Source organism: Salinirubellus litoreus (assembly GCF_037335815.1).
Lineage (GTDB): Archaea > Halobacteriota > Halobacteria > Halobacteriales > Haloarculaceae > Salinirubellus > Salinirubellus litoreus.
The window spans coordinates 366,489-390,222 of sequence record NZ_CP147841.1 but is presented as its reverse complement, the minus strand read 5'-3'; the positions used below and the strand labels follow the sequence as shown (position 1 = coordinate 390,222).

General features: G+C 68.7%; 21 protein-coding genes. 9 read left to right on the top strand and 12 right to left on the bottom strand.

Translation table 11 applies throughout. The features are described from left to right. Positions 1-106: 106 nt before the first annotated feature. Complete coding sequence (locus WDJ58_RS02010) at positions 107-628, top strand: DUF6653 family protein (protein ID WP_338915954.1); 522 nt, start codon at positions 107-109, stop codon at positions 626-628. Positions 629-920: 292 nt separating this feature from the next. Here the strand turns inward: WDJ58_RS02010 and WDJ58_RS02005 are convergent, their stop codons facing one another. The 4 genes from WDJ58_RS02005 to WDJ58_RS01990 form a co-directional block, all read right to left on the bottom strand. After that, complete coding sequence (locus WDJ58_RS02005) at positions 921-2,252, bottom strand: hemolysin family protein (RefSeq protein ID WP_338915953.1); 1,332 nt, start codon at positions 2,250-2,252, stop codon at positions 921-923. Positions 2,253-2,481: 229 nt separating this feature from the next. Continuing rightward, positions 2,482-3,243: an SDR family NAD(P)-dependent oxidoreductase gene (locus WDJ58_RS02000; RefSeq protein ID WP_338915952.1), complete on the bottom strand. Its 762-nt coding sequence runs from the start codon at positions 3,241-3,243 to the stop codon at positions 2,482-2,484. Positions 3,244-3,360: 117 nt separating this feature from the next. Beyond that, complete coding sequence (locus WDJ58_RS01995) at positions 3,361-5,580, bottom strand: LUD domain-containing protein (RefSeq protein WP_338915951.1); 2,220 nt, start codon at positions 5,578-5,580, stop codon at positions 3,361-3,363. Then, positions 5,577-6,134 (bottom strand): LUD domain-containing protein, encoded by a 558-nt coding sequence (locus WDJ58_RS01990; RefSeq protein ID WP_338915950.1) that lies wholly within the window; start codon positions 6,132-6,134, stop codon positions 5,577-5,579. Before WDJ58_RS01990 ends, WDJ58_RS01995 begins: the two co-directional genes overlap by 4 nt. A 333-nt stretch (positions 6,135-6,467) precedes the next feature. Here WDJ58_RS01990 and WDJ58_RS01985 point away from each other — a divergent pair, with 333 nt between their 5' ends. From WDJ58_RS01985 to WDJ58_RS01975, 3 genes are read left to right on the top strand one after another with little or no spacing between them, the layout of a single operon-like run. After that, entirely contained in the window at positions 6,468-7,604 is a 1,137-nt protein-coding gene (locus WDJ58_RS01985; RefSeq protein ID WP_338915949.1) for a thiamine pyrophosphate-dependent dehydrogenase E1 component subunit alpha, read from the top strand. After that, positions 7,601-8,611: an alpha-ketoacid dehydrogenase subunit beta gene (locus WDJ58_RS01980; RefSeq protein ID WP_338915948.1), complete on the top strand. Its 1,011-nt coding sequence runs from the start codon at positions 7,601-7,603 to the stop codon at positions 8,609-8,611. The genes WDJ58_RS01985 and WDJ58_RS01980 overlap by 4 nt, the downstream gene beginning before the upstream one ends. Next, on the top strand, positions 8,601-9,998 hold the full coding sequence (locus WDJ58_RS01975; RefSeq protein WP_338915947.1) for a dihydrolipoamide acetyltransferase family protein: 1,398 nt from the start codon (positions 8,601-8,603) through the stop codon (positions 9,996-9,998). The genes WDJ58_RS01980 and WDJ58_RS01975 overlap by 11 nt, the downstream gene beginning before the upstream one ends. 61 nt (positions 9,999-10,059) lie before the next feature. Here WDJ58_RS01975 and WDJ58_RS01970 read toward each other — a convergent pair whose 3' ends face one another. Together WDJ58_RS01970 and WDJ58_RS01965 are read right to left on the bottom strand one after the other, a co-directional pair. After that, a complete protein-coding gene (locus WDJ58_RS01970) occupies positions 10,060-10,809 on the bottom strand; it encodes an SDR family oxidoreductase (protein ID WP_338915946.1) in 750 nt (249 codons plus the stop codon). Between the two features lie 84 nt (positions 10,810-10,893). Beyond that, positions 10,894-11,856, bottom strand: coding sequence for an AEC family transporter (locus WDJ58_RS01965; RefSeq protein WP_338915945.1), 963 nt, complete (start codon positions 11,854-11,856; stop codon positions 10,894-10,896). A gap of 277 nt (positions 11,857-12,133) precedes the next feature. Here WDJ58_RS01965 and WDJ58_RS01960 point away from each other — a divergent pair, with 277 nt between their 5' ends. Together WDJ58_RS01960 and WDJ58_RS01955 are read left to right on the top strand one after the other, a co-directional pair. Further along, positions 12,134-13,258: a thiamine pyrophosphate-dependent enzyme gene (locus WDJ58_RS01960; protein ID WP_338915944.1), complete on the top strand. Its 1,125-nt coding sequence runs from the start codon at positions 12,134-12,136 to the stop codon at positions 13,256-13,258. Continuing rightward, positions 13,255-14,289, top strand: a complete 1,035-nt coding sequence (locus WDJ58_RS01955; RefSeq protein WP_338915943.1) for an alpha-ketoacid dehydrogenase subunit beta — start codon at positions 13,255-13,257, stop codon at positions 14,287-14,289. Before WDJ58_RS01960 ends, WDJ58_RS01955 begins: the two co-directional genes overlap by 4 nt. A gap of 60 nt (positions 14,290-14,349) precedes the next feature. Here the strand turns inward: WDJ58_RS01955 and WDJ58_RS01950 are convergent, their stop codons facing one another. Next, a complete protein-coding gene (locus WDJ58_RS01950) occupies positions 14,350-15,405 on the bottom strand; it encodes a hypothetical protein (protein ID WP_338915942.1) in 1,056 nt (351 codons plus the stop codon). Between the two features lie 267 nt (positions 15,406-15,672). Here WDJ58_RS01950 and WDJ58_RS01945 point away from each other — a divergent pair, with 267 nt between their 5' ends. After that, complete coding sequence (locus tag WDJ58_RS01945; RefSeq protein WP_338915941.1) at positions 15,673-16,632, top strand: winged helix-turn-helix domain-containing protein; 960 nt, start codon at positions 15,673-15,675, stop codon at positions 16,630-16,632. Positions 16,633-16,797: 165 nt separating this feature from the next. Here WDJ58_RS01945 and WDJ58_RS01940 read toward each other — a convergent pair whose 3' ends face one another. Further along, positions 16,798-18,774: a 3-hydroxyacyl-CoA dehydrogenase/enoyl-CoA hydratase family protein gene (locus tag WDJ58_RS01940; RefSeq protein ID WP_338915940.1), complete on the bottom strand. Its 1,977-nt coding sequence runs from the start codon at positions 18,772-18,774 to the stop codon at positions 16,798-16,800. 221 nt (positions 18,775-18,995) lie between these two features. Between WDJ58_RS01940 and WDJ58_RS01935 the strand changes: the two genes are divergently transcribed. Beyond that, complete coding sequence (locus tag WDJ58_RS01935; RefSeq protein ID WP_338915939.1) at positions 18,996-19,685, top strand: YqjF family protein; 690 nt, start codon at positions 18,996-18,998, stop codon at positions 19,683-19,685. 83 nt (positions 19,686-19,768) lie between these two features. Further along, positions 19,769-20,161, top strand: coding sequence for a RidA family protein (locus tag WDJ58_RS01930; RefSeq protein ID WP_338915938.1), 393 nt, complete (start codon positions 19,769-19,771; stop codon positions 20,159-20,161). A 115-nt stretch (positions 20,162-20,276) separates the two neighbouring features. Here WDJ58_RS01930 and WDJ58_RS01925 read toward each other — a convergent pair whose 3' ends face one another. The 4 genes from WDJ58_RS01925 to WDJ58_RS01910 form a co-directional block, all read right to left on the bottom strand. Continuing rightward, positions 20,277-21,329: a phosphotransferase family protein gene (locus tag WDJ58_RS01925; RefSeq protein ID WP_338915937.1), complete on the bottom strand. Its 1,053-nt coding sequence runs from the start codon at positions 21,327-21,329 to the stop codon at positions 20,277-20,279. Between the two features lie 99 nt (positions 21,330-21,428). Then, the gene (locus WDJ58_RS01920; RefSeq protein WP_338915936.1) at positions 21,429-21,707 is read right to left on the bottom strand and encodes a hypothetical protein; all 279 of its coding nucleotides are present in this window, start codon (positions 21,705-21,707) and stop codon (positions 21,429-21,431) included. Positions 21,708-21,850: 143 nt separating this feature from the next. Then, positions 21,851-22,579, bottom strand: coding sequence for an SDR family oxidoreductase (locus tag WDJ58_RS01915; protein WP_338915935.1), 729 nt, complete (start codon positions 22,577-22,579; stop codon positions 21,851-21,853). A gap of 229 nt (positions 22,580-22,808) precedes the next feature. Then, complete coding sequence (locus tag WDJ58_RS01910; RefSeq protein WP_338915934.1) at positions 22,809-23,720, bottom strand: NAD(P)-dependent oxidoreductase; 912 nt, start codon at positions 23,718-23,720, stop codon at positions 22,809-22,811. Positions 23,721-23,734: the final 14 nt, after the last annotated feature.

The window sequence follows — 23,734 nt, the reverse complement described above, 5'->3', positions numbered from 1 at the left end:
GGCCGGAGGGGAGGGCATCCGTCCGCGTTCCCGCCGGACACGGATCTGTCGACGGCGCGGACCGGTGGGTGCCGATTTATGATCTCGACGGGCGTCCAGGGGGACGATGGCGGACGAACCCGACGGCACCGGTAGTGCGCGGAGCGGGACTCTCGCGAGCGAGATCTTCTGGGAGCCCCACGCCAGTCCGAGGAGCGTCTGGCCGCTCGTCGCGGCCTACCCGGTGCTGATCCTGGCGGTCTACCGTCGGAGCCGGCCGCTGCTGGTCGGCGTGCTCGTCTCCGTGGTGACGAACCTGCTCGTCGTCTCCCCGCCGGAGACCGACGACGCGTGGGCGACGCGGGTCGTCCTCGGCGAGCGGGTCTGGCTCGAACGCGTGCTCACGTCCTCGCCGCGCGACCTCGGACTGATCGGCGTCGGCGCGGCGGTCCACCTCTACGCCGTCCGGGCGGCCGTGCGGCGACAGCCGGTCCGGACGGCCGTCGGGACCGCGGCCTCGATGGCGCTCATGTTCCTCTTCTTCGGCCGGATGGTGCGGCTCTACGAGGAGCACGCGAGCGCGGTCCCCGGCGGTGGTCTCCCGGGTAGCGAGACCCGCTCCGCTGACCTCGTCGAGAGCTCCGAGTAGTGACGGGTTTCGGGTATCGTGCTGAACAGGGGGCGCGTATCCGGCACCGAGTCCACTACATATCCCGGCAGACGGCGTTCTGCCGCTGGAAACAGGACTCGTCGATTGTGGCTTCGGGTGCGAGCGACTTCGAGTCGAACCCTCGCGAAACACCAGTCCGACGACGGAGAGAACTCAAGCGGACCCCACCCGGCAGCTCCGCACTCCCACTCATACGGTCGTGCGTAGTCTTTTACCGGTGATCACCGAACCCGCCTGGACGATCACCGGTAAATCGTTACGCACGACCGTATCAGTCCACCACCGGATCGTCCATCCCGCGCTCGTGGACTCGGACCGTCGAAATTCGGGCCCCCTCGACGCTCGTTACCTCGACGACGTACTCGTCGACCTCGACGCTGTCGCCGCGTTCTGGCGCACGGTTGAGTCGTTCGAGCACCAGCCCACCGATCGTCTCGACCTCCTCACTGGTGAAGTTCGTCCCGATCGTATCGTTGATCTTCGACAACGGGACGCCGCCGTCGATGTCGTACCCGTCATCGTCACGCCGGCGAATCGAGGGTTCGCGCTCGTCCACATCGAACTCGTCCCGGAGGTCCCCGACGAGCGCCTCGACGACGTCTTCAACCGTTGCGATCCCCTCGAACGCCCCCCACTCGTCGATAACTGCGGCCACTTGCTGTTGGTCCTCCCTGAACTGTCTCAGGAGATCGCTCAGTGCCATCGTCTCGGGGGCGATGACGATCTCGCGGGCGATGTCGCCGACCGACTCGGCGTCCCCGCCCTCCACCTCGGCTCGGAGAACGTCCTTGACGTCGACGAAGCCGACTATCTGGTCGCCGTCGTCGGCATCGAGAACCGGATAGCGCGTGTGACCTGCCTCGAGGACGGTGGCCTGGAGGTCGGAGAGCGAGGCGTCCGCCGACACGCTCACCACGTCCGGCCGTGGAACCATGACCTCCCTCACCACGATGTCGTCGAGATCGAAGACCCGCTCGATCATCGTCACTTCCGCAACGTCGATGTCCCCTTTCTCGCCGGATCGAGTCAGTACCCGAAGGAGCTCCCGCTCGCCGAGCGTCTCGTCCGTTTCGGAAGCGGGTGGCACGCCGAGTGCTCGCGTGAATGCGTTGGCAGCCCCGTTGAAGACGACGATTCCCGGGTAGAGGACGTAATAGAAGACCTTCATCGGCGGGGCGAGGAACAGGGAGAGTCGCTCGGTCCGGGCGATCGCGAGCGTCTTCGGCGCGAGTTCACCGAAGACGACGTGGAGGAACGTGATGAAACTGAACCCGATCGCGAAGGCGACCAGATGGATGAGACCGGCGGGGAGAATCGGTGCCAGCACGGGCTCGATGAGCGACGCCACGGCTGGTTCGCCGACCCACCCCAACCCGAGCGAGGCGATGGTGATGCCGAGCTGCGTCGTCGCGAGATAGTCGTCGAGATTCACCATTACTTCTCGGAGCGTTCCCGCGCCGGGGCGTCCCTCCTCGGCGAGCTGTTCGACCGACGTCTCCCGTATCCGTACGAAGGCGAACTCCGCAGCGACGAAGAAGCCGTTGAGTGCCACGAGAGCCAGCGCAACGGCCACCTGCGCTAGCGAGAGCGCGACGTTTACCATCTGGAGGGCTGGAAGCCGGAACCGCTCGTTTGTCGTGCGTTCATACCTCCGCATTTCGTCCCACCTACTAAACCATTCGAGACAGCTGCGAGGCGAGCCGACCGTTGTGATCGTCGAACCAGCCCCGCAGGTCCCCTGATCGAGACCCGCAGACACCTGCTGAACTCGCGCTCTGTACGCAGCAGGGGCCATCCGTCGGGCGCTGAGGATCTCGGCGGAGTCGTTCCGTTCAACCCAGCCGTTCCTCCCAGTCCGCGGCGTTCATCGACTCGCCCGTCACGCCCCCCGGACCCTGCGCGGCGAGCACGACCGCGGCGTCGTTCATCACGTCGGGCTGGAGGATCTCCGCCCGCTCCTCGTCCGGGAGGTGGTCCCAGAACGCGGTGTCCACGCGCCCGCCCGGGTCGAGCGCGTTCACGTTGACGCCCTCGTCCTCGTAGTCCAGTGCCATCGTCTTCGTCAGCCCCTCGAGGCCGTGCTTCGAGGCGTTGTAGGGGGCGTAGCCCGGTGCCGCGTACCGACCGAGTCCCGAGGAGATGTTGATCACGTTCCCGCGACCCGCGTCGAGCATCGCCGGCAGGGCCGCCCGCGAGCAGAGGAAGACGCCCGTGAGGTTCACGTCGAGGATCTCTCGCCACCGCTCCTCGGGCACCTCGTGGGTCGGCCGGCCGCCGTCCTCGATGCTCAGCAGCCCGATCCCGGCGTTGTTCACCAGCGTGTCGAGCCGACCGAAGGCGTCGAGCGTCGATTCGACGACCCCCTCGACCTCGGCACTTTCGGTCACGTCGGCGGGCACGACCAGCGTCTCGCCCCCGCTTTCGCCCGTCCCCGCCTCCTCCTCGGCCTCGTCGGCCACCGCTTCGAGTTCGGACTCCGTGCGGCCGACCAGCACCACCCGAGCGCCCTCCCGGGCGAACCGCAGGCTCATCTCCCGGCCCAGCCCGCGGTTCGCGCCCGTCACCACGATCACCTCGCCGTCGAGTTCGGTCATGACTGCCCCCTCTCCCCGGGCCGGTATGTCGCTTTGGGGTCGCCCCGGTTCCGGCTCGGCGAGACGCGCGTGAGCCCGAACCCCGCGTGGGGGTCGCGGGCCGGGGCACGGACTACCCTACGGCCCCGTCCGGACGGGATCGACGACCTGGATCGGGTGTGCCGTCGGGCGGTCGAGCAGGCCCTCCAGCTGTTCGAGACAGGAGGTCCCGCTGGCGACGACCCACCGCCCCTGGGTGTCGAACTCCGCGAGGAGCGACTCGCCGACGCTCGCCGAGAGCTCGTAGTACTCGGACTTGTAGCCGAACGAGCCGGCCATCCCGCAGCACTCGGCGTCAGAGGTGGTGACGTCGTAGTCGAGGCCCTCCAGCACGGCCTCGGTGTAGGTCTCGAGCCCGAGGGTCCGCTGCTGGCAGTGGCTGTGGTAGGCGAGCCGCTCGCCGTCGCCCGCGGCGAGCGCGTCGGCGTCGGCCCCGTTCTCCAGCAGGCCGTAGACGTACTCCATCACCTCGTAGCTGTTCGCCGCGAGCCGCTCGTACGACCCGTCGGAGAGGAACTTCTCGTACTCTCGGCGGAACATGGCGAGGTCGGACGGCTCGACCACGACGACGTCCCGCCCGGCGTAGAGGTGCCCGGAGAGCGCGGCGTAGGCGTCCCTCGCGGATCGCTCCGCGGTCGAGACCATCCCCTGTGAGAGCGGCGCTCGTCCGCTCTCGCCCACGTCGGGGATCCGCACGTCGACCCCCAGGGCTTCGAGGACCCGGACCGCAGCCTTCCCGCGCTCGACCTGGACGTGGTTCGTGTAGACGTCCGGGTAGAGGACGACCTCGCGGTCGACGCCCGTCCCCGCCCGGGTGCGGGTCGGGCCCTCGCGGTCCTCGAACCACTTCCGGAGCGTCTCGCGCCGGAACTCGGGGAGGTCGCGACGGCGGTCGATGCCGAGCCAGCGGTCCATCGCCCCGCGCACGGGTCCCGAGTTCGCCACCCAGTTCGAGAGGGGCGCGAGCGCGCTCCCCGCCTTGGCGGCGGTCTCGAAGTTTCCGAAGAACCGGTTGCGCAGGTCGAATCCCGGTTCCTCCTGGTCGGGGGTGAGACCGTCGACCAGGTGGTCGAACGTGTCGGGGTCGGTCCCCCGTTTCACCCGCTCGCGGACGACCGTGTTGATCCAGGGGATGTCGATCTTCACCGGGCAAGCGTTCACGCAGCGCGAACACCCGGTGCAGAGGTCGTTGAACTCCGCCGCGGAGTCGAGGCCGTGGACGCCCGCCTCCCACCCCGTCCCGATACCTCCGGAGTAGGTCTCGCCGCCGAAGCCGTGGCCGCCGACGTGCTGGAAGTTGGCACACGAGTTCGAGCAGGCCCCACACCGGATGCAGTAGAGCGTCTCGCGCAGCTCGTCGTCCTCGCGCATCGCCGTCCGGCCGTTGTCCAGCAGGACGAGGTGGAACTCGCGGTCCTCGCTCCCGCCCTCGATCGGCTCGTCGGGCGCGTCGAAGTCGAGCGTCGGGGAATCGGTGGGCGGCGAGAGCATCGTGACGTACTGGGCGATCGACTGGCCGGTGGCCGCCCGGGCGATGAGTTCGACGAACGGCGAGAGCTCCTCCGTGGAGGGGATGAGCTTCTCGACGCCCGCGACGGCGACGTGGGTGTCCGGCGTGACCGCCGTCTTCCGGGCGTTCCCCTCGTTCGTGACGAGCGTCACGGTACCCGACTCGGCGAGGACGAAGTTCGCCCCCGTCACGCCGACGTCCGCGTCACGGATGTGCTCGCCGAGGACGTCGCGGACGAACCACGTCATCTCCTGGGAGGTCTCCAGGGGGTCCTCGAGGTCGTACGTCTCGTTGAGCAGGGTCGCGATCTCCTCGCGGGACTTGTGAAAGCCGGGAGCCACGATGTGGCTCGGTGCCTCGTCGGCCAGCTGGATGACGAACTCCCCGAGGTCCGTCTCGTAGACGTCGATACCCAGGGATTCGAGGTGGCCGTTGAGTTCGATCTCTTCGGTCGTCATCGATTTGGACTTCACGACCGACTCCGCGTCCCGGCCCTCGCACACCTCCTCGATGTAGGCGTTGGCGTCCGCGGCGTCCTCGGCGAGGTAGACGTTCCCGCCGTTGGCCTCGACGCTCTCCCTGACCTGCTCGATCAGGTTCGGGAGGTCGGCGATGGCCGCCTCCTTTATCGAGCGGGCCTCGGCGCGGAGATCCTCGTACTCGTCGAACGCCTCGATCCCCTCGTAGCGACCCTCGTTGAGGACGCGCGTGTTGTGGTACATCGCGTCGCCCTCGGTCTCCATGAGGTGACGGATCTCGGCGGCCTTCCGCCTGGTCGAACGGCTCACGACTCCACCTCCTCGGTCTCCGCTCGGTTCCCGACGCCGGACTCGGAGTCGGTCTCGACGACGACGACGTGGACCTCCCGGGGGCCGTGGACCCCCCGGACCAGCTCGCCCATGTCGCCCGTGGCGCTCATCCCGGTGGCGAACACGGCCGAGTCGCGCCCCGTGGCGAACTCCTCGCCCAGGAACTCGAGCGCCTCGGTGACGCCGGGGACCAGATCGGTAGCGCGGACGACGGCGACGTGTCGCTCGGGGTAGAGGCTCACCGGTTCGTCCCCGCCCGGCCGGGACTGGACGATGAGCGTCCCGTACTCGGCGATGCCTCCGCCGGCCCCGGTGACGCCCGTCCGGGCCTCGTTCAGCTCGTCGGCCGTCGGGTGGACCGGGACCCAGTCGGGGAGCGAGAGTCCCTGCTCCTCGAACGGGAGCGGCGCGCCGACGACCGGTTCGACCACCGCGTCCCGGAGGGCGTCGTCGAGCCCGTCGGGGTCGGTCCGCGTCCGGGTCACGTCGAGGTCGTCGAGCGACGCCTCGAAGGTCTCGACCAGCCCCGACATCACCGGATCACGCCCGGATTCTCGCGGGTCGGGAGTCGCCTCCCGGGGCCGTCTCTCACTGGCGAGCCCTGCTCACACCCTCCGTCACCGTCGTGCGTCCGTCCGGACCCCGGGTCCGGTCCCTGCGCGTTCCTCGATACCATTACCCGACGCGAGGCCGCCGTCACCCAAATACCCTTGGGGAACGGCGTCGGCCGGCGGCGTTCCGGTGGGAAGCGTGAGTCCGCTCGAACGGTGATCGTCCGGAGCCGGCGTCGGTCGGAGCAGTGGGCGAAAGCGGGCGACTGCGCCGCTGGCGTATCATTAAGTCACCCCCTCTCGTGGGCCTGTGATATGGTACTCTGGTCCGAAGAGGGAGTGTCGGAGGACTTCCATCGGGTGCTGGCACCCGACGGGAGCCTCGTCGGAGAGCCGCCGGACCTCGGGGAGGACGAGCTCCGGGCGCTCTACTGGACGATGAAGCAGACCCGAAAGTACGAGGACCGGGCGCTCCGGCTCCAGCGCAGCGGCGAGGTGAGCATCATCTCGCGCTCGCGCGGCGAGGAGGCGACCCCGCTGGGCGCGTGCGCGGCGCTCTCGCCCGGCGACTGGTGCTTCCCGCTCTACCGACAGACGCCCGGGCTGTTCTACTGGGGCGCGCGGATGGACCGCTCGCTCGCCAGTTCGATGGGGCTCGAACCCGAGACGATCGACGAACACCTCCCGGTCGAGGAGGGCGAGGAGCCCGCGGTGAACTTCTCGCCGGTCTACGTCCCGCTGGGGGCGAACCTTCCCAATACGGTGGGTTCGGCGCTGGCCGACAAGCTCAACGACCGCGACACGGTGTCGCTGACGTTCGTCGGCGACGGCTCGACGAGCGAGGGCGACTTCCACGAGGCGCTCAACTTCGCCGGCGTCTTCGACGTTCCAGCGGTGTTCGTCTGTCAGAACAACCAGTGGGCCATCTCGGTCCCCGCGCACCGACAGACCGCGAGCGAGACGTTCGCCCAGAAGGGCGACGCCTACGGCATCCCGAACGAACGGGTCGACGGCAACGACATCTTCGCCGTCTACGACGCCTGCAAGCGGGCGGTCGACCGCGCCCGCGCCGGCGAGGGGCCGACGTTCATCGAGTGTGTCACGTACCGCATCGTCGAGCACAACACCGCCGACGAGCCGAGCGTCTACCGCGACGAGGAGCAGCGCGAGTACTGGCTCGACCGCGACCCGATCGACCGCTTCGAGACCTACCTCCGCTCGGAGGAGGTCATCGACGACGCCGACGTCGCGGAGATGGAGGAGGAACTCGACGAGATGATCGACGCGGCCGTCGCCTCGGCCCGGTCGGTCCCCGATTCGGAGCCCGAGGAGATGTTCTCGAACCACCTCCGCGGGGAGTCCTGGAACGAGCGCCACCAGCGTGCGGAACTCCGGCGCGAACTCGACGGCGAGAACCCGTTCACCGACTGGACGGGGGAGGGGTTCCAGTGAGCGACCCGGAGGTGGCCGGCGACGCGGACGAGGCCACCGAGCGCAACCTGGTCGAGACCATCAACCGGACGCTCGGTCAGGAGATGCGCAACGACGACTCGGTGCGGCTGATGGGCTACGACATCGGCCCCATCGGCGGCGTCTACCGGACCACCGACGGTCTCGTCGAGGAGTTCGGCGAGGACCGCGTCATCGACACGCCGCTCTCGGAGAACGCTATTCTGGGGACCGCGGTGGGGATGGCGATGCGCGGCGAGCGCGTCGTCCCCGAGATACAGTTCATGGGGTTCTTCTACCCCGCCTTCGGCCAGTTCATGTACACGTTCGTGAAGATGCACGAGCGCTCGGGCGGGGGTTTCGACGTCCCCCTGACGATACGGATGGTCTGTGGGGGCGGTGTGAAGGCCAGCGAGTACCACTCCGAGTCCACGGAGTCGTTCCTCGTCCACACGCCCGGCGTTCGCGTGGTCTACCCGAGCGGCCCCGCCGAGGCGAAGGGGCTCCTGGCGGCGAGCATCCGCCACGACGACCCCGTGGTGTTCATGGAGCACAAGAAGCTCTACCGGACCCACCGCGAACCCGTCCCCGAGGAGGAGTACACCCTCCCGCTGGACGAGGCGCGAATCGCCCGCGAGGGCGAGGACGTGACGGTCGTCTCGTGGGGGGCGATGGTCCGCCACGCGGAGACCGCCGCGGACCGAGTGGACGCCGACGTGGAGGTGATCGACCTCCGGACGCTGGCACCGCTCGACGTCGAGACGGTGCTCGAATCGGTGAAGAAGACCGGCCGGTGCGTGGTGTTCCACGAGGCCCGGCGGACGCTCGGGCTCGGGGCCGAGATCGCGGCGCTGGTGAACGAGTACGCGTTCGACCGGCTCCACGCACCCATCCGGCGGGCGACCGGCTACGACGTGCACTTCCCGAAGAACGTGATCGAGGACGACTACCTGCCCGACCCCGATCGGGCGCAGTACGCGATAGAGGCGGTGATGGACTATGAGTTCTGAGCGACAGCGCTACGAGTTTCCCCTGCCGGACCCCGGCGAGGGGTTGACCGAGGCGGAGATCGACGAGTGGTTCGTCGAGAAAGGACAGGAGGTGGACGACGACGGCCCGCTGTGCGAGGTCGAGACCGACAAGGCCCTCGTCGAGATACCGATCCCCTGTCCGGGGCTGGTCGTCGAGCTCCGGGCCGAGCCGGGCGACGTCGTCCGGGTCGGCGAGATCATCGCCGTGTTCGAGACCGACGACCCGCCCCGCGGGGCGGGCGCGGCGACCGACGACGGCCAAGCCGAACCCGAGTCCGAACCCGCGAACGTGGGCGAATCCGGATCGGCGGCTCCCGGCGGCGACGGGGTTGACGAGGCGGACGGCGAGGCCCGGTCGGCCGTCACGCGGGTCACCCCCGAGGCCGACGAGTCGGCCGAGAACGGCTCGACCGACGGCGAGCGGGCGTTCGCCGCCCCGAGCACCCGCCGGTACGCCCGCGAGAAGGGGGTAGATCTCACCGCTATCGAGGGGAGCGGCCCCGGCGGGCGGGTGCTCCGCGAGGACGTCGACGCCTACGCGGAGCGCGGGTCGGCGGCGGAGGCGAAATCCGCCGCGACGGAGGAGAGCGCGGCCACCAGCAGTGCCGGATCGACGGCAGCCTCGACCGGAGCGAGCGCCGAAACCGTCGAGATCGACGAGTCCGGCGAGGTCGTCCGTCGGCCGCTGCGGGGACTCCGCAAGACCGTCGCGGAGAACATGGTCCGTTCCAAACAGACGATCCCGCACGTCACCTCGGGGTACGAGGCGGACGCACGCGACCTCGTCGCGCTGAAGGAGCGCCTCGACGAGAAGCTCGACGCCCGTATCACCTACACCGCGCTCGTGATGAAGGCGGTCGTCCCCGCCCTGGAGGAGTTCCCGTTGCTCAACGCCAGCATCGACGACGAATCGGAGGAGATCGTCGAGAAGCGCTACTACAACCTCGGCGTCGCCACACACACCGGGGAGGGGCTGATGGTCCCGGTAGTCGAGAACGTCGACGAGAAGTCCCTCGAGGAACTCGGTACCGAGCTCGCGGACCTGGTCGAGCGGACCCGCGAGCGTGACGTCGAGGTGAGCGAACTCCGGGGCGGGACGTTCACCATCACGAACACGGGGAGTCACTCCGAGCACGGCACCTTCGGGACGCCGATCATCCGGCACCCCGAGAGCGCCATCATGGGCGTCGGACGCATCCAGAACGAGCCGGTGGCGGTGAGCGACACCGAGATGGAGGTCCGGAAGGTCCTCCCGCTCACGCTGTCCTACGACCACCGGCTGATCGACGGGGTCACGGCGACCGAGTTCATGGAGTACGTGATCGAGGCCATCGAGGACTCGGACGTGCTCCTCTCGCGGCTGTAGGGTTCCCGGTCGCCCTCTCGCCCCCCGCCGGGAATCGCTCGGTCCCGGGCGGAGTTCGAGTTCAGAAGTGACTGAACTTGTTCCGCCGGTAGAGGTCGATCTCGCTCGCGGTGTCGGGGCTGTCGCGGCTGGCGGCGAAGATTATCGCCTCGGCGACCGCCTCGGGCTCGGTCGCCTCGCCGGGCTCGAGTCGATCCTTCGCCGGCCCGCGGTCGGCCTGGTGGCCGAACTCCGTCCTGACCTCCGAGGGGTTGACCACCGAGATCGCGATATCGTCCTCGCCGACCTGCGCTTCGAGGCTGTGGGCGAACGAGCGCGCCCAGGCCTTGCTCGCGGCGTACACCGGGTTCCCCGGTCGGGGGTACTCGGCGGCGAAGCTCCCGACGAAGACGAGGTGACCGGCCGACTCGCGGAGGTGCGGGAGCGCCTCGCGTGCCGTGAAGAACATCCCGTCGGTGTTGACGTCCATCATGAGGTGGTAGTCCTCGTCGGAGAGCTCCTCGACCGCCGAGCCGACGCCGAGGGCGGCGTTGGCGACGACGACGTCGAGCGTCCCGAGTTCCTCGACGGTCGCCGAGACGAGGTCGGCGACCGCCCCGCTCTCCCTGACGTCGGTCGGGAGCGCGAGCGCGGTGCAGTCGTGTTCGCGTTCGAGTTCGTCGGCCAGGTCGTCGAGCCGGTCCTCGCGCCGGGCGGCGAGCGCGACGTCGGCACCCGCCGAAGCGGCGAGCCGAGCGGTCTCACGGCCGATGCCGGCGCTGGCTCCGGTGATCAGTACGGTGTCCCCCTCCAGCAGTTGTGGATCGAACATACCCGACGCTCGGGGGTGGTCTACTTAGTGTCTCTCCCGCTCCGCCCCTCCACCTACCTCTGCCCCCCTCGTCTACGCTCCGGATCAGATGACCGCTCCCGACTGGAGCACCACGATGAGGACGGTGAGGACCGGTACCGAGAGGAGCGTGCTCGTGAGGACGACCGAACTGATGTACTCGGCGTCGGTGATACCTTCGGTCGGGGCCGCGTCCGGGTCGCGGAACTCGATGACGAGCATCAGCGGCGTGATAGCCGCGGGGGTGGCGATCTCGAGGACGAACGTCCGGGCGACGACCGGGTCGCCGAAACCCAGCAGCAGCGCCAGGCCGAGCCCGACGGCCGGGGCGACGCCGAGCTTGAGGACGTTTGCCACCCCGACCCGGGAGAGCGCGCTGGCGTAGTCGGCGTTGGCGAGCTGGATGCCGAGCAGGAGGAGCATCACCGGGATGGTCGAGTTGCCGGTCAGCTCGAGCGTCCGCATGAGCGTCCCGTCGACGGGCGGAACCGCGTCCAGGCGGACGAGCAGGAACGCCGCGACCACGGCGTACACCAGCGGGAGCCGGAGCACCTTCGTGACCGCGGTCCGTCCGTCGGCGGCGTCGCCGCCCAGGGACGCGACGTACGCCCCGACGGTGTACATATAGATCGACTGGATGGAGAGGTAGAGGACGGCGGTCGATCGTCCCACGGGGCCGAACGCGAAGTCCGAGAGCGGGATCCCGTAGTTGCCGGCGTTGGGGAAGGCGCTGACGAGGAAGAGCGCGCCGAGCGTCGGGGTCGTCGCGTCCGTCGCCCGGTGGACGAGCGCGGCGACGACACCCATGATGAGCAGATACGCCCCGATACCGGCCGCGATCTTCAGTGCCGTCACCCCGCCGACGGGGGTCGTCGAGAGGGAGTGAAAGACCAGCGCCGGTGCCAGCACGTAGATGGTGACCGTGTTGAGCCCGCCCACGTCGACCGTCCTGAACCGACCGAGGAGATAGCCCACGCCGGCGAGCGAGACGATCGGGAGGATGGCCGTCAGGAAGACGTCGGTCAGCATCCGTCGCCGGATGCGCCGAGTCGGGTAATAGTGGTTGTGAAGCGAGAGGGCGTCGCGGAACAGGCTCCTCCACGGGATGCGACCGAAGGATCAGGGCAACGAGTCGAGCGATTCCCGACGGGGGTTTTATCCCGTGCGGATCGACACTCGATAGCGGATGACACGATCCGAGATCGGACCTCGCGAACGGCACGACAGGCTCGCCCCGGACACCCCTCCCGCGGCGTCGAGGCGGCGTGCGGGATGGGCCAAAGCGACGCCGCACGGGGGCTGAACGGTGGTGCGCTACCCCGAGGACCACGAGGCGACCGAACAGGTGCTCGCGCCGGACGGGAGCTACGACGGGGAGGCGGTGTCGGCGATGGACCTCGACGACGAGGAGCTCCGGTCCATGTACGAGACGATGGTCCGCTCGCGGGCCATCGAGGAACGGGGGATGACCCTCCAGCGGGGCGGCGAACTCCCTATCTGGATGGAGTGCCGCGGCGAGGAGGCCGCGCACGTCGGTCCGGGGGCGGCGCTCGCGGCGAACGACTGGATACAGACCGACTGGCGGCAGTACGGCACGCATCTCCACCGCGGCCGCACGATGGAGGATATCTTCCTCTTCTGGCTGCGGGGGTACGAGGAGTGGCCGGAGCGCGAATCCGGTCCGGACGGCCCGCCGGCGCATCTCCGCCGGCTCCCCCATACCGTCGCCGTCGGGACGACCGTTCCGCAGGCGGTCGGCCACGCCTGGGGCCGGAAGTACCAGGGGACAGACGACGTGACGCTCGCGATGTTCGGCGACGGCGCTGCGAGCAAGGGTGACGTCCACGAGGGGATGAACTTCGCGGGCACCATGGATCTCCCCGTCGTCTTCCTGCTGGAGAACAACCAGTGGGCCATCTCGGTGCCCGTCGACCGCCAGACGGGCGCGGAGACGTACGCCGCCCGGGCGGCCGGCTACGGCTTCGACGGCGTGCTCGTCGACGGCAACGACGTGCTCGCCACGTATCGGGCGACGAAGCACGCCGTCGAGCGGGCTCGATCGGGGAACGAGCCGACGCTGGTCGAGGCGCTCACCTACCGGCGGGGTGCCCACTCGACGAGCGACGACCCCTCGCTCTACCGCGACGAGTCGGAGGTGGCCGAGTGGGAGGAGCGCGACCCGGTCGAGCGCTACGAGCGGTTCCTCGACGACCGGGGGCTCTGGACGGAGGCGTACGCCGAGGACGTCCGCGAGGCGGCGGAGACCGAGGCCCGCGAGGCGGCCGACCGCGCCATCGAGCGTGCGAACCAGCGGACTCCCGACGAGGTCTTCGACGAGGTGTACGCGAACCCGCCTCCCGAGATCGAGTCGCAGCACCGTGATTTCCGGCGATTCCACGACCGGTTCGGCGAGGAGGCGTTCGACGAGTGACCGCGAGCGACCGCGGTGATCGGCCGGACGAGACGGGAGCCGAGTCCGGGGAGACCGAGGATCTGAACGTCGTCGAAGCGGTTCGAAGTGGTCTCCACGACGAGATGGCACGGGACGAGGACGTCCTCGTGCTGGGCGAGGACGTCGGGACGACCGGCGGGGTCTTCCGGGCGACCGAGGGGCTCCTCGAGGCGTTCGGCGAGCGCCGCGTCGTCGACACCCCGCTCGCCGAGGTCGGCATCGTCGGGTCAGCCATCGGCCTCGCCGCGTCCGGGCTGCGGCCCGTCGCGGAGATCCAGTTCATGGGGTTCGTCTACGACGCGATGGGGCAGCTGTTCACCCGGGCGGCGCGGCTGAACGCCCGGTCTCGGGGCCACTACAACTGCTCGATGGTCGTCCGCGTGCCCTACACCGGCGGTATCCGCGCCCCGGACATGCACGGCGAGTCGATGGAGGCGCTCTTCGTCCACCACCCGGGGCTGAAGGTACTCGCCCCGAGCACCCCCTACGATACGAAGGGGATGCTGATCGGGGCGATCCGCGATCCCGATCCGGTCGTGTTCCTCGAACCCAAGCGGATCTACCGGGCGTTCACCGAACCCGTGCCGACGGGGACCTACGAGGTGCCGATGGGCGAAGCGGCCGTCCGTCGGGAGGGGTCGGACGTCTCCGCGTTCACCTGGGGGGCGATGACCCGCCCGACGCTCGCCGCCGCCGAGGAGCTTGCGGGGGAGATCGACGTCGAGGTGATCGACCTCCGGTCGCTGTGGCCGCTCGACCGCGAGACGATCGTCGAGTCGTTCAAGAAGACCGGTCGCGCGACGGTCGTCCACGAGGCACCCCGGACCGGGGGGCTCGCCGGCGAGATCACCAGCATCGTCCAGGAGGAGGCCCTGCTCTACCAGGAGGCCCCCGTGAAGCGGATCACCGGCTACGACGTCGTCTACCCGCTGTACGCGCTCGAGGATTACCAGCTACCGAACGCAACGCGGATCCGTGAGGGGATCCGAGAGGCGTTCGCGTTCGGCTGATTTGGGGGCGTCCGGCTGATACGGAGTGGGTTACGGTTCCTCGGTCGAAAGCGGAGGACCTCACTGACCCGGGAGACCGCGTTCGCGGTGAACGCCGAACTCCGCCAGCAGACCTTTCGAGGCGGGGTCGGGCACCTCCGCGACCCAGGCGTAGTCGCCCGGTTCCAGAACCACGTGGAGGTACCCGGTCCTGGGCAGGTCTGCGGTCCAGATATCCGAGACCCCGCCCAGGAACGTCGTCGGCTCGTCCCCGTTCGAGACGAACTGGTCGGGGTCGGCCCAGTTCATCCAGCCGTCCACCTCCTCGACGTCCGTCCCGCCTTCGAGACGGATCAGGTGTAGGTCGTGGCCGACGAGGGGCCCGTACTGCTGCTGGTTCTCGAACTCGACCCCCACGTCGTATCGACCGGGTCGCACCTCCGCCGGGGCGTCGATGCCGTCCGTCGAGAGCGAGATATCGAGAGTCGAGTCGGGCTCCGGCGCGTCGGACTCCTCGCTCGTCACCGAAACCTGGTCGATCATCCCGAGAGAGGAGTGGAAGTCGTTGGTGTCGTCCTTCGCGTAACATTCGACGATGTACTCCCCCGGGTCGAGGTCGACCGTCGTCGTCGAACTCCCGTGTCCCGACGTCAGGCCCGGCCCCCCGTAGAAGACCAGGTCCTCCAACCACGGCGGGAGCACCGAGTCGTAGACGTCAGTGTCGTCGGCCGAGTCCGGTGTCTTTCCGGGGACCTCCGAGTCCCAGAGGAACTGGAACGGCCGGGTCACGGTCTCGACGTAGAATTCCAGCGGGTCCATCCCCTCCTTTTCGGCGTCGGACAGCGCCCGCTGTGGGAGCCTCGGTAGGTACGCCAAGTGGGTGTGGTCGGTCCGGTTGTCGAACTCGAACGTCGTCCACCCGGAGGCGACCTCCCGCCTATCCAGTTCGAACCGGTGTTCGTCCGCGTCGTGGTCGTGTTCCGCGACGATCCCGACATCGTTTCGGCGACCCTGCGGCTTCCCCGGAGAGGGCTCCCGCGTGGCACCGCCTCTCTTCATCACGAGCCCCCCGCCGACCAGCGTCGCGACCGTCGTTCTCAGTACCGTTCGTCGGTTCGCGTGTTTCGGTCCGTTCATCGTCGTGTTCTCATCGAACTGTTTCGATCGTTCGCTTCGACGCTTCGTGCGCTGGCCCGCCCTCCGTCTCGGCCACCGTCTCACCGTCGAACAGCCGGGCACGACAGTACCTGAAACGACGTCGGCGGGGAAAAGTATTATCTAAATGATATTTTAGTCACGCGAACGTCTGAACCGCGGTTCAGTCATTCGAACTATAGTTCCTCGAACCAGGAACCGAGACGAAGGGGGCCTGAATTTATCCGTTTGTGTGTCGTACGTTATCGTATGTCATCACCGGTCGGCTCGGTGGATCACGATTCGCTAACGCCGGACGAGGCGTTCTCCATACTGGGGAACGAGACGCGGATGCAGATCCTGCAGGAGCTCGGGAACGCCGACCGGTCGCTGTCGTTCACCGACCTTCGTGACCGGGTCGGCATTCGCCAGGGTGCACAGTTCAACTACCATCTCGACAAGCTCGTGGGGCACTTCGTGGAGAAGGTCGGTGAGGGGTACACGCTCCGGGAACCAGGGCGTCGGGTGATCCAGTCGGTTCTCTCGGGGGCGGTAACCGACGACCCGGTCCTGGAACCGGCGGAGGTGGATTTCTCCTGTCTCCACTGTGGAGGACCCCTCGAGGTGAGCTACAGTCGGGGAAAACTCCGGCTGTCCTGTACGGCGTGCGTCGGGGATTTCGACGAGTCGACGGTTCGAGAACGGGAGAACGAGAGCGCATCCGCGAACCTCGCGAACATGTGGTTCACACCGGCCGGAGTACAGGGACGGGACGCCGCGGACGCCCTGCGAACCGCCTCTACGACCAATCACCTCGACGCCATGGCGCTCAGCAGCGATATCTGTCCCCGCTGTTCGGCCCGGGTCGATCACTCGGTGAGCGTCTGTGAATCCCACGACGCGGACGGCGGTCTCTGCGAAGCGTGTGGTTCCCGATTGGCGGTCTGGTTTCACTTCCGCTGTACGAACTGCATCTACGACAAGACCTGCTCGGCAGGAATGGTGTTTCTCGACGTTCCTGAACTGCTCGTATTCGTCGGCGAACACGGACTGAACACGAGTTCCCGCGCTATCGAGTGGGGATGGGAGTTCGAGGAGGAGATCGTCTCCGTCGATCCGTTCGAAGGTCGATTCACGTTCACCATCGAAGCCGATTCGATCACGTTGACCGTCGATGATACCCTGTCGGTGGTCGACGTGACGAAACGCTCTCCGTCCGAGCCAGCCTGACGAACGTACCCTCTCTGGTCGGCACGCGATCGTTCTACCTCTTCGAGTTTCTCACGGAACCGCTACCTCGGTGTGGATCCGCGGCGTGCGAGCTGCCGTTTCGCTCTCCGCGCTCGCGGGTCGCTCCCCGCTCGCGTCTCCGAGGCCTCCCTGTGGTCGGCCTCGCTATTCCCACCCGGCCGACCGCTTCTCCAAGAACGCCGAGAGCCCCTCCTCGGCCTCCTCGGACGCGACCCGCTCGGCAAGCGCCTCCATCGCCTCGTCGAACCACCGGTCGAGCAGGTCGTCCTCCATCGATGCCCAGAGCCCCTTGATCGCCGCGACGGACGCCGGCCCCGACGCCGCCGTCGACCGGGCGAGCTCCCGCGCCACGTCCTCGACCTGCTCGCGGTCGACGACGTGGTTCACGACGCCCATCGCCGCGGCCTCATTCGCGGGGAACTGTTCGCCCGTGAGTGCCAGTTCCATCAGCGCCTTCCTCCCGAGGCTCGTCCGGCCGTAGGTCAGCGCGATGGGCGGGAGCGCCCCGATCCGTGCCTCCGGGAGCGCGAAGTCGCTCCCCTCGGAGGCGATCGCGAGGTCGCTCAACAGGACGAGTTCACACCCGCCGCCGTTCGCCACGCCCTCGACGGCCGCGATCACGGGCTTGGGGTGCTCGCGCATCGTCGCCACCGTCGAGCCGAGCGTCCCGCGGAGCGCCTCGTCGGCCTCCGTCGCCGTCTCCCACCCCCGTATCTCCGCGATGTCGTCGCCCGCGCAGAACGCCCGGCCCTCGCCCTGCAGGATCGTCGCCCGGACGCTGTCGTCCGCTTCGGCCCGCTCGAACGCCGCTTCGAGCCCCGCCCAGCTCGGCGAGTCGAGCGCGTTCAGCCGCTCGGGCCGGTCGAGGGTGATCCAGGCTACCGCCTCGCGGCGCTCGTACCGGACCGTCTCGAACCGATCGCGCTCGTACTCGTGTTCGTGGAACCCGATTCCGGAAGCGAGCCCCACCTCGTCGGCCTCGACCATCCTACGGAGCCGCGGATGGGGGTCGTACTCCTCCCACCCCGACCGCTCGCGGAGTCGGTCGAGCGTCCCGACGAGACGGTCGATCCCGTACTCGTCGGCGAACGTGAGGAGTCCGCGGGGCCAACCCATCCCGCCACGGGTCGTCTCGTCGATACGCTCGACGGTGGAGACGCCCTCGTCGAGCAGCCACGCGGCCTCGTTCACCGCCGGCGCGAACAGCGCCTTCGGGTCGAACTCGTAGCGGCGCTCGCGCGGGATCTCGGGAGGGCGGTACTCGCCCGGTCCGGGGTAGTCGTAGAACCCGCGTCCCGTCTCGACGCCGTGATCGCCGGCCTCGATCTTCTCCGAGAGGAGCGCCGGGACGTGCAGGGTCACACCCTGTTCGCGAATCGAGCGGGCGACCCCCAGCACGAAATCGAGGCCGACCATATCGAGCGCTTCGAACGGCCCCGCCGGGAGTCCCACGCGCCGGGCCGCGGCGTCGACGGCCCCGACGTCCGCCTCTCCCGCGTCGACCTGCCGGACGGCCTCCAGCCGGAACCGGAGCGCGAGCCGATCGAGGGGGGATCCGGGGACGTCGTGCTCGACCGTAATCGCGGTCCTCCCGAGCCGCTCGGCGATCCGTCGAATGGTCTCGACGGTCGCCTCCGAGGTCCGCTCGCCCCGGACGACCTCGACGACGTCCGTCGTCTCGACGGGAACCGAGAAGCGCATCCCGACCACCCGATCCGGACGGTCGGTCGCCGCCGCGAGATCGGCGAGCGGGATCGTGCTGGTGTTCGTCGCGAGGACGGCCTCCTCGGGAGCGGCCCCGTCCGCGGCGGCGAACGCGTCCCGTGCGAACGCGGCGTCCCCCGGGCCGGCCTCGACCACGAGTCCGACCCCCGAGAACGCATCCCCGGCGTCGGTCGTCGCCTCGATGCGCCCGAGCACCGCTTCCACGTCGGTTCCGTGCTCCCCACTCGATGCGCTGACGTCCTCCTCGATCCCCTCCAGCGCGGCCGAGAGGGTCTCCTCGTCGGGATGGGTCAGCGCCACCTCGTAGCCGGCGACCGCGAACGCCCGGGCGATCCCCCGACCTGCTGCCCTCGTGCCGACGACGGCCACCCGCCCGACCGCTCCTGGGGAACTCATATACGGTACGGCCGGAGTCGTCACCGACCGCGTTAGCTCTTTCCCCGGCCCCGCCGCTCCCGTTCCAGCCGGATCCGCTCTCCGCCGACGCCGCTCCCCGTCGGACGCCGCTCGTTCCGTCCGTTCCGTCCTCCCGAGTACCGTCACGGCGGCCGTCTCGCCCACTCTATCGTAGCCACGCGAGGCGAAGGGGGTTTCGGTGCCCAACGCGGATGAGACCCATGGTAGTCCCGCTGGAGATGGGGTGGCGACACCTCCTCTTCGAGAACTGGCCGTTCGATCCCGACGTGATGGCCGCCCACCTCCCCGGCGACCTGGAGCCCGACCTGTACGACGGCTCCGCCTGGCTCTCGGTCGTCCCGTTCACCAACGTCGCCGTCCGACCGAAGGGGTTGCCCGAACGGTTCGGCATCCGGCTTCCCGAACTCAACGCCAGGACGTACGTCACCTACGACGGCGTTCCGAGCGTCTACTTCTTCAGCCTGGACGCGCAGGGGGTCTCGAGCGTCGTCGGCGCGCGCCTCTTCCACCACCTGCCCTACTACTACGCGCGCATCTCGCTGGACTGGGCGGACGGCCGAGTCCGGTTCGGCAGTCGCCGCTGTCACCCGGGTGCTCGACCCGCCCACTACGAGGGGACGTACTGGCCGACCGGCGAGCCGTTCTCGGCACCCGACGACCCGTTCGGATCGTTTCTCGTCGAGCGCTACCGGTTCTACACGGAGGCCCAGGACGGCTCGCTCCGGTACACGGTCGTCGATCACGACCCCTGGACGCTCTACCCGGCCGCGGCCGAGATCACGACGGACACGCTGCTCTCGTCCCACGGCTTCGCGCGGCCGGACCTCGATCCCGTCTACTACTACAGCCCCGGCCTCGACGTGGTCGCATCGCGGAGCAGACGGGCGTAGACGGACCGGGGCGACGGCCCTCGTACTCCCCCGGCGGTCGCTCCTACCGCACGGTTATAGCAGAGTGAAGCGTACGGGCGTAGATGACACGGACCGAGGTCATGCCGGAGGGGCTGTACGACTCGACCGAACGCCAGTACGTCCACGCCGTCGTCGCGGACGGCACGCTCTACATGTCCGGGCAGGTCGCGACCGACCGCGACGGAACGGTCGTCGGCGACGACGTCGAGACCCAGACGCGGCAGGCGTTCGAGAACGTCGGCGAGATACTCGACGCGGTCGGGGCCGATTTCGGGGACGTCGTCAAGGTAACGAGCTATCTCGTCGCGATTCACGACGACTACGACGGCTACAAGTCCGCCTTCGCCGAGTTCTTCGACGATCCCCTCCCCTGCCACACGATGCTCGGGGTCGCCGACCTCGCCAGCGAGGACTTCCTCGTGGAACTCGAAGTCGAGGCCGTCATCCCCGAGTAGAACACGACGGGACACCGGGTCCTGTCCCCCTCGTCGGTGTGATACACCGTCTTCAAGTAGGTAAAGCCGATATCACTTCTATTGAGGGGAAATCTCGGCCGGGGCGATTGCCCTCTCAGACGGTCCGGTCGCCGTCGATCAGTTCCTTCGCTCGCCCCCCGATGTCGGGGACGAGCGTCTCCATCTTCGGGTAGAGGTCGTCCTCGCTGTTTCCGTTGAGGTAGCGGGCGTAGAACATCTCACAGACCGCCGCGAGCATGTAGAGCGCGAGCACGACGTAGAACTCCCTGTGGACGAACTCGATGCCCGACGCCCGCTCGTACTGCTCGATGAGCTCCTCCCGCGTGGGGTAGCCCGGCCGGTCGAGGAAGCCCGGCATCAGATCCGGGATGAGGGGATCGGTGTCCCAGTAGACGAGCATCCAGCCGACGTCCCGGAGCGGGTCCCCGAGCGTCCCCATCTCCCAGTCCATGACGGCGTTGATCCAGGGGGGTGTCCCCGGCGCGAACATGACGTTGTCGAGCTTGAAGTCGCCGTGGACGAGCGTGTGCTCGTACTCGTCGGGGACGTTCACCTCGAGCCAGTCGCCGATCTCGTCGACGTGGGGGACCTCCCGTGACTCGCGGGTGGTCTCGGCGGCCCACTCGAACTGCTTGCCCCAGCGTTCGACCTGCCGCTCGGTGAATCCCGACGGGTGGCCGAGGTCGCCGAGCCCGACCGCCTCGTAGTCGAGCGTGTGGATGGCCGCCATCGTGTCCGCGAGCCCTTCGCCCATCCGCCGCCGGTGCTCGGGAGTGGCGAACCGCTCCGGCTCCGCGTCGCGGACGACGTCGCCCTCCAGTCGGTCCATCAGGTAGAACTCCCCCCCGATGACGTCCGTGTCCTCACACGCGAGAACCGCGGTCGGGACCGGGACGTCGGTCCCCGAGAGTGCGGAGATGACGCGGTACTCCCGGAGGACGTCGTGGGCGCTCTCGGCGGTCTCGCCCGCCGGCGGCCGGCGCATCACCAGTTTCCGATCGCCCCAGGTGACGAACAGCGTCTCGTTGGAGTGGCCCTCCCCGTGGTGCTCGATCGCGAACCCCTCGGCCGGCCCGAGTTCGGATTCGAGGTACGCCCGGAGCGCCGCCTCGTCGACGAGCCGGTCGAGGTAGCTGTCGCCGGTCATCCCGCGAACGGATGGCCCACGACCGTTTAACTGTTGACGCCCGACCCGCCGGGCTCGATTCCGTTCACCTGGTCGCCCACCAGTCTGCCCACCGTTCCGCTACAGCCAGTCGCGAACGGGCGGGATCACTTCGAGCGTGGCGGCGGCGAGGTACACACCCCCGACGGCGACGACGAGACCGAGCGCCGTTCCCGCGGTGGAGTCCGAGGCGACGACCGCCTGTCCGCCGGTCACGACCAGGACGAACGCGACCCCGACCAGCAGCAGCGTCCCGAGCACGTCGAGGAGCGCGTCCTCGACGGCTGCCCTGACGACCCGGTAGAGGGCCGCCTCGTCGAGTTCGGGTGGGGAGCCGCCGTCGGTCTCCCGGGCGGTCACACCCGGTCCTGAGCCGGTCGATCTGTCGTTCGGATCGGGGACCATGGACGAACGTTCCCCGCGCGCTATAGAAACCTGGCGGGCATCCGTCGGTTCCGGGTGTCGTTCTCCCGACGGGGTCCTCCATCGGTCCCCGTGGACGTTCAGTGGTACACCACGGGGATGCTGTCGGGCGGCACCGCGACCACCTCCGGGACGTAGACGTTCGGCGGGCGCGTGGCGAGGAAGACGACGATCTCGGTGACGTCGTCGGGTTCGAGTCGGTCGACCTCGGCGATGTCGTCCGTCAGGTCAGTCTCTACCTGCCCGGGGCAGACGGCGCTCACCCTCACGTCGGTGTCCTTCAGCTCCTTGGCGAGCGTGTTCGTCAGCCCCTGGATACCGTGTTTCGACGCACCGTAGGCGCTCGTCTCCGCGAACCCGACCTTCCCCGCGAGCGACCCCATGTTGACGATGGTTCCCTCCCCTCGATCTATCATCCCGCCGGCGAGCGCCTCGCGAGAACAGCGAAACGTCCCGTTGAGGTTCACGTCGATCACCTTCTCCCACTCCTCGTCGGTCAGCTCCCAGAGCTTTCGGTTCGCGTTCGTCCCCGCGTTGTTCACGAGGAGGTCGACCCGCCCGAACCGCTCGCGCGCCCGCTCGAACAGCGCCGAGACGTCACCGGTGTCCGTGACGTCCGTCGGGACGGCGAGCGACTCACCGCCGCCCTCGTGGATCTCCTCGGCGACCGCCTCGATCTCCGCCTCGCTTCGTGCGGCGAGGACGACCCGCACGCCTCTCCCGGCGAGCCCGAGCGCGACGCTCCGGCCGATCCCTCTCCCGCCGCCCGTGACGACCGCGGTATCTCCGTCGAGACTCGTCGCGGTCATCGTTCGTCTATCGGGAGGCCGAGGACCGAGCGGCCGCCTCGGGTCGATCGTCCGCTGTGGGGTCCGAACCCACGGTGCCGGTCGCGGACCTCCCGAATGCGGACGAACCGCTCGCCGGTCCGGTCCGGTGTCGTGCGTGGCATGAACGGTCGCCGAATCGGATAGTCACACGAAAAGCGTTCCCCCGCCCGGACCCCTCGGTGCCACGGTCGCCGGGGCCGCCCGTTGCCTACGCCGTCGGTTCCAGCCCCGAGAGTTCCTCGACGACGGTGAGGACAGCCGTGAAGTCGAGGTCGCCCTTGCCCTGCTGTTCGAGCGTCTTGTAGAGCTCGTGGGCGACCGCCGTGCTCGGGAGGGCGGCCCCGTAGGTCTCGGCGTCCCCCATGGCGATACGGAGGTCCTTGTACATGTACGACCCGAAGAATCCGGGGTCGAGGTCGCCGTCGACCATGTCGTCGGCACGGTGTTCGAGCGCCCAGGTCTGGGCGGCCCCCCCGCGCATGGCCTCGACGAGCGAGGCCCGGTCGACGCCCGCCTGGTCCGCGAACACCATCGCCTCCGAGAGCGCGATGGCCTCGCTCGCCACGACGATGTTGTTACACACCTTCGCGGCCTGTCCGGCACCCGACTCGCCCACCCGCGTGACCTTCCCACCCATCACCTCGAACAGGTCGCGGTGGGCCTCCACGAGCGCCTCGTCGCCGCCGATCATGATCGACATCGTCCCCGCGACGGCACCTGGTTCGCCGCCGCTCACCGGCGCATCTATCGTGGGGACGCCGACGGCGTCGAGTTCGGCCGCCACCTCCCGTATCGCGTCCGGGCCGATGGTGCTCATGTCGATGACGACGAGGCCGTCGTGTGCGCCCTCGATCACTCCCTCTTCGCCCAGTGTGACCTCGCGAACGTGCTCGCCCTCCGGGAGGAACGTGATGAGCACGTCGCTGACCTCGGCGACCGCCGCCGGCGTCTCCCGGGAGACCGCGCCGTACGCCTCGGCCTCCGCGACCCGTTCCTCGACGACGTCGTTGACGACGAGCTCGTAGCCCGCGTCGATCAGGTTCTTCGCCGCCGGCAGACCCATGATCCCGAGGCCGACGAAGCCGACCGTCCGCTCGGTCCCATCCTCGCGCTCGTGCATGCCATCCCGATACC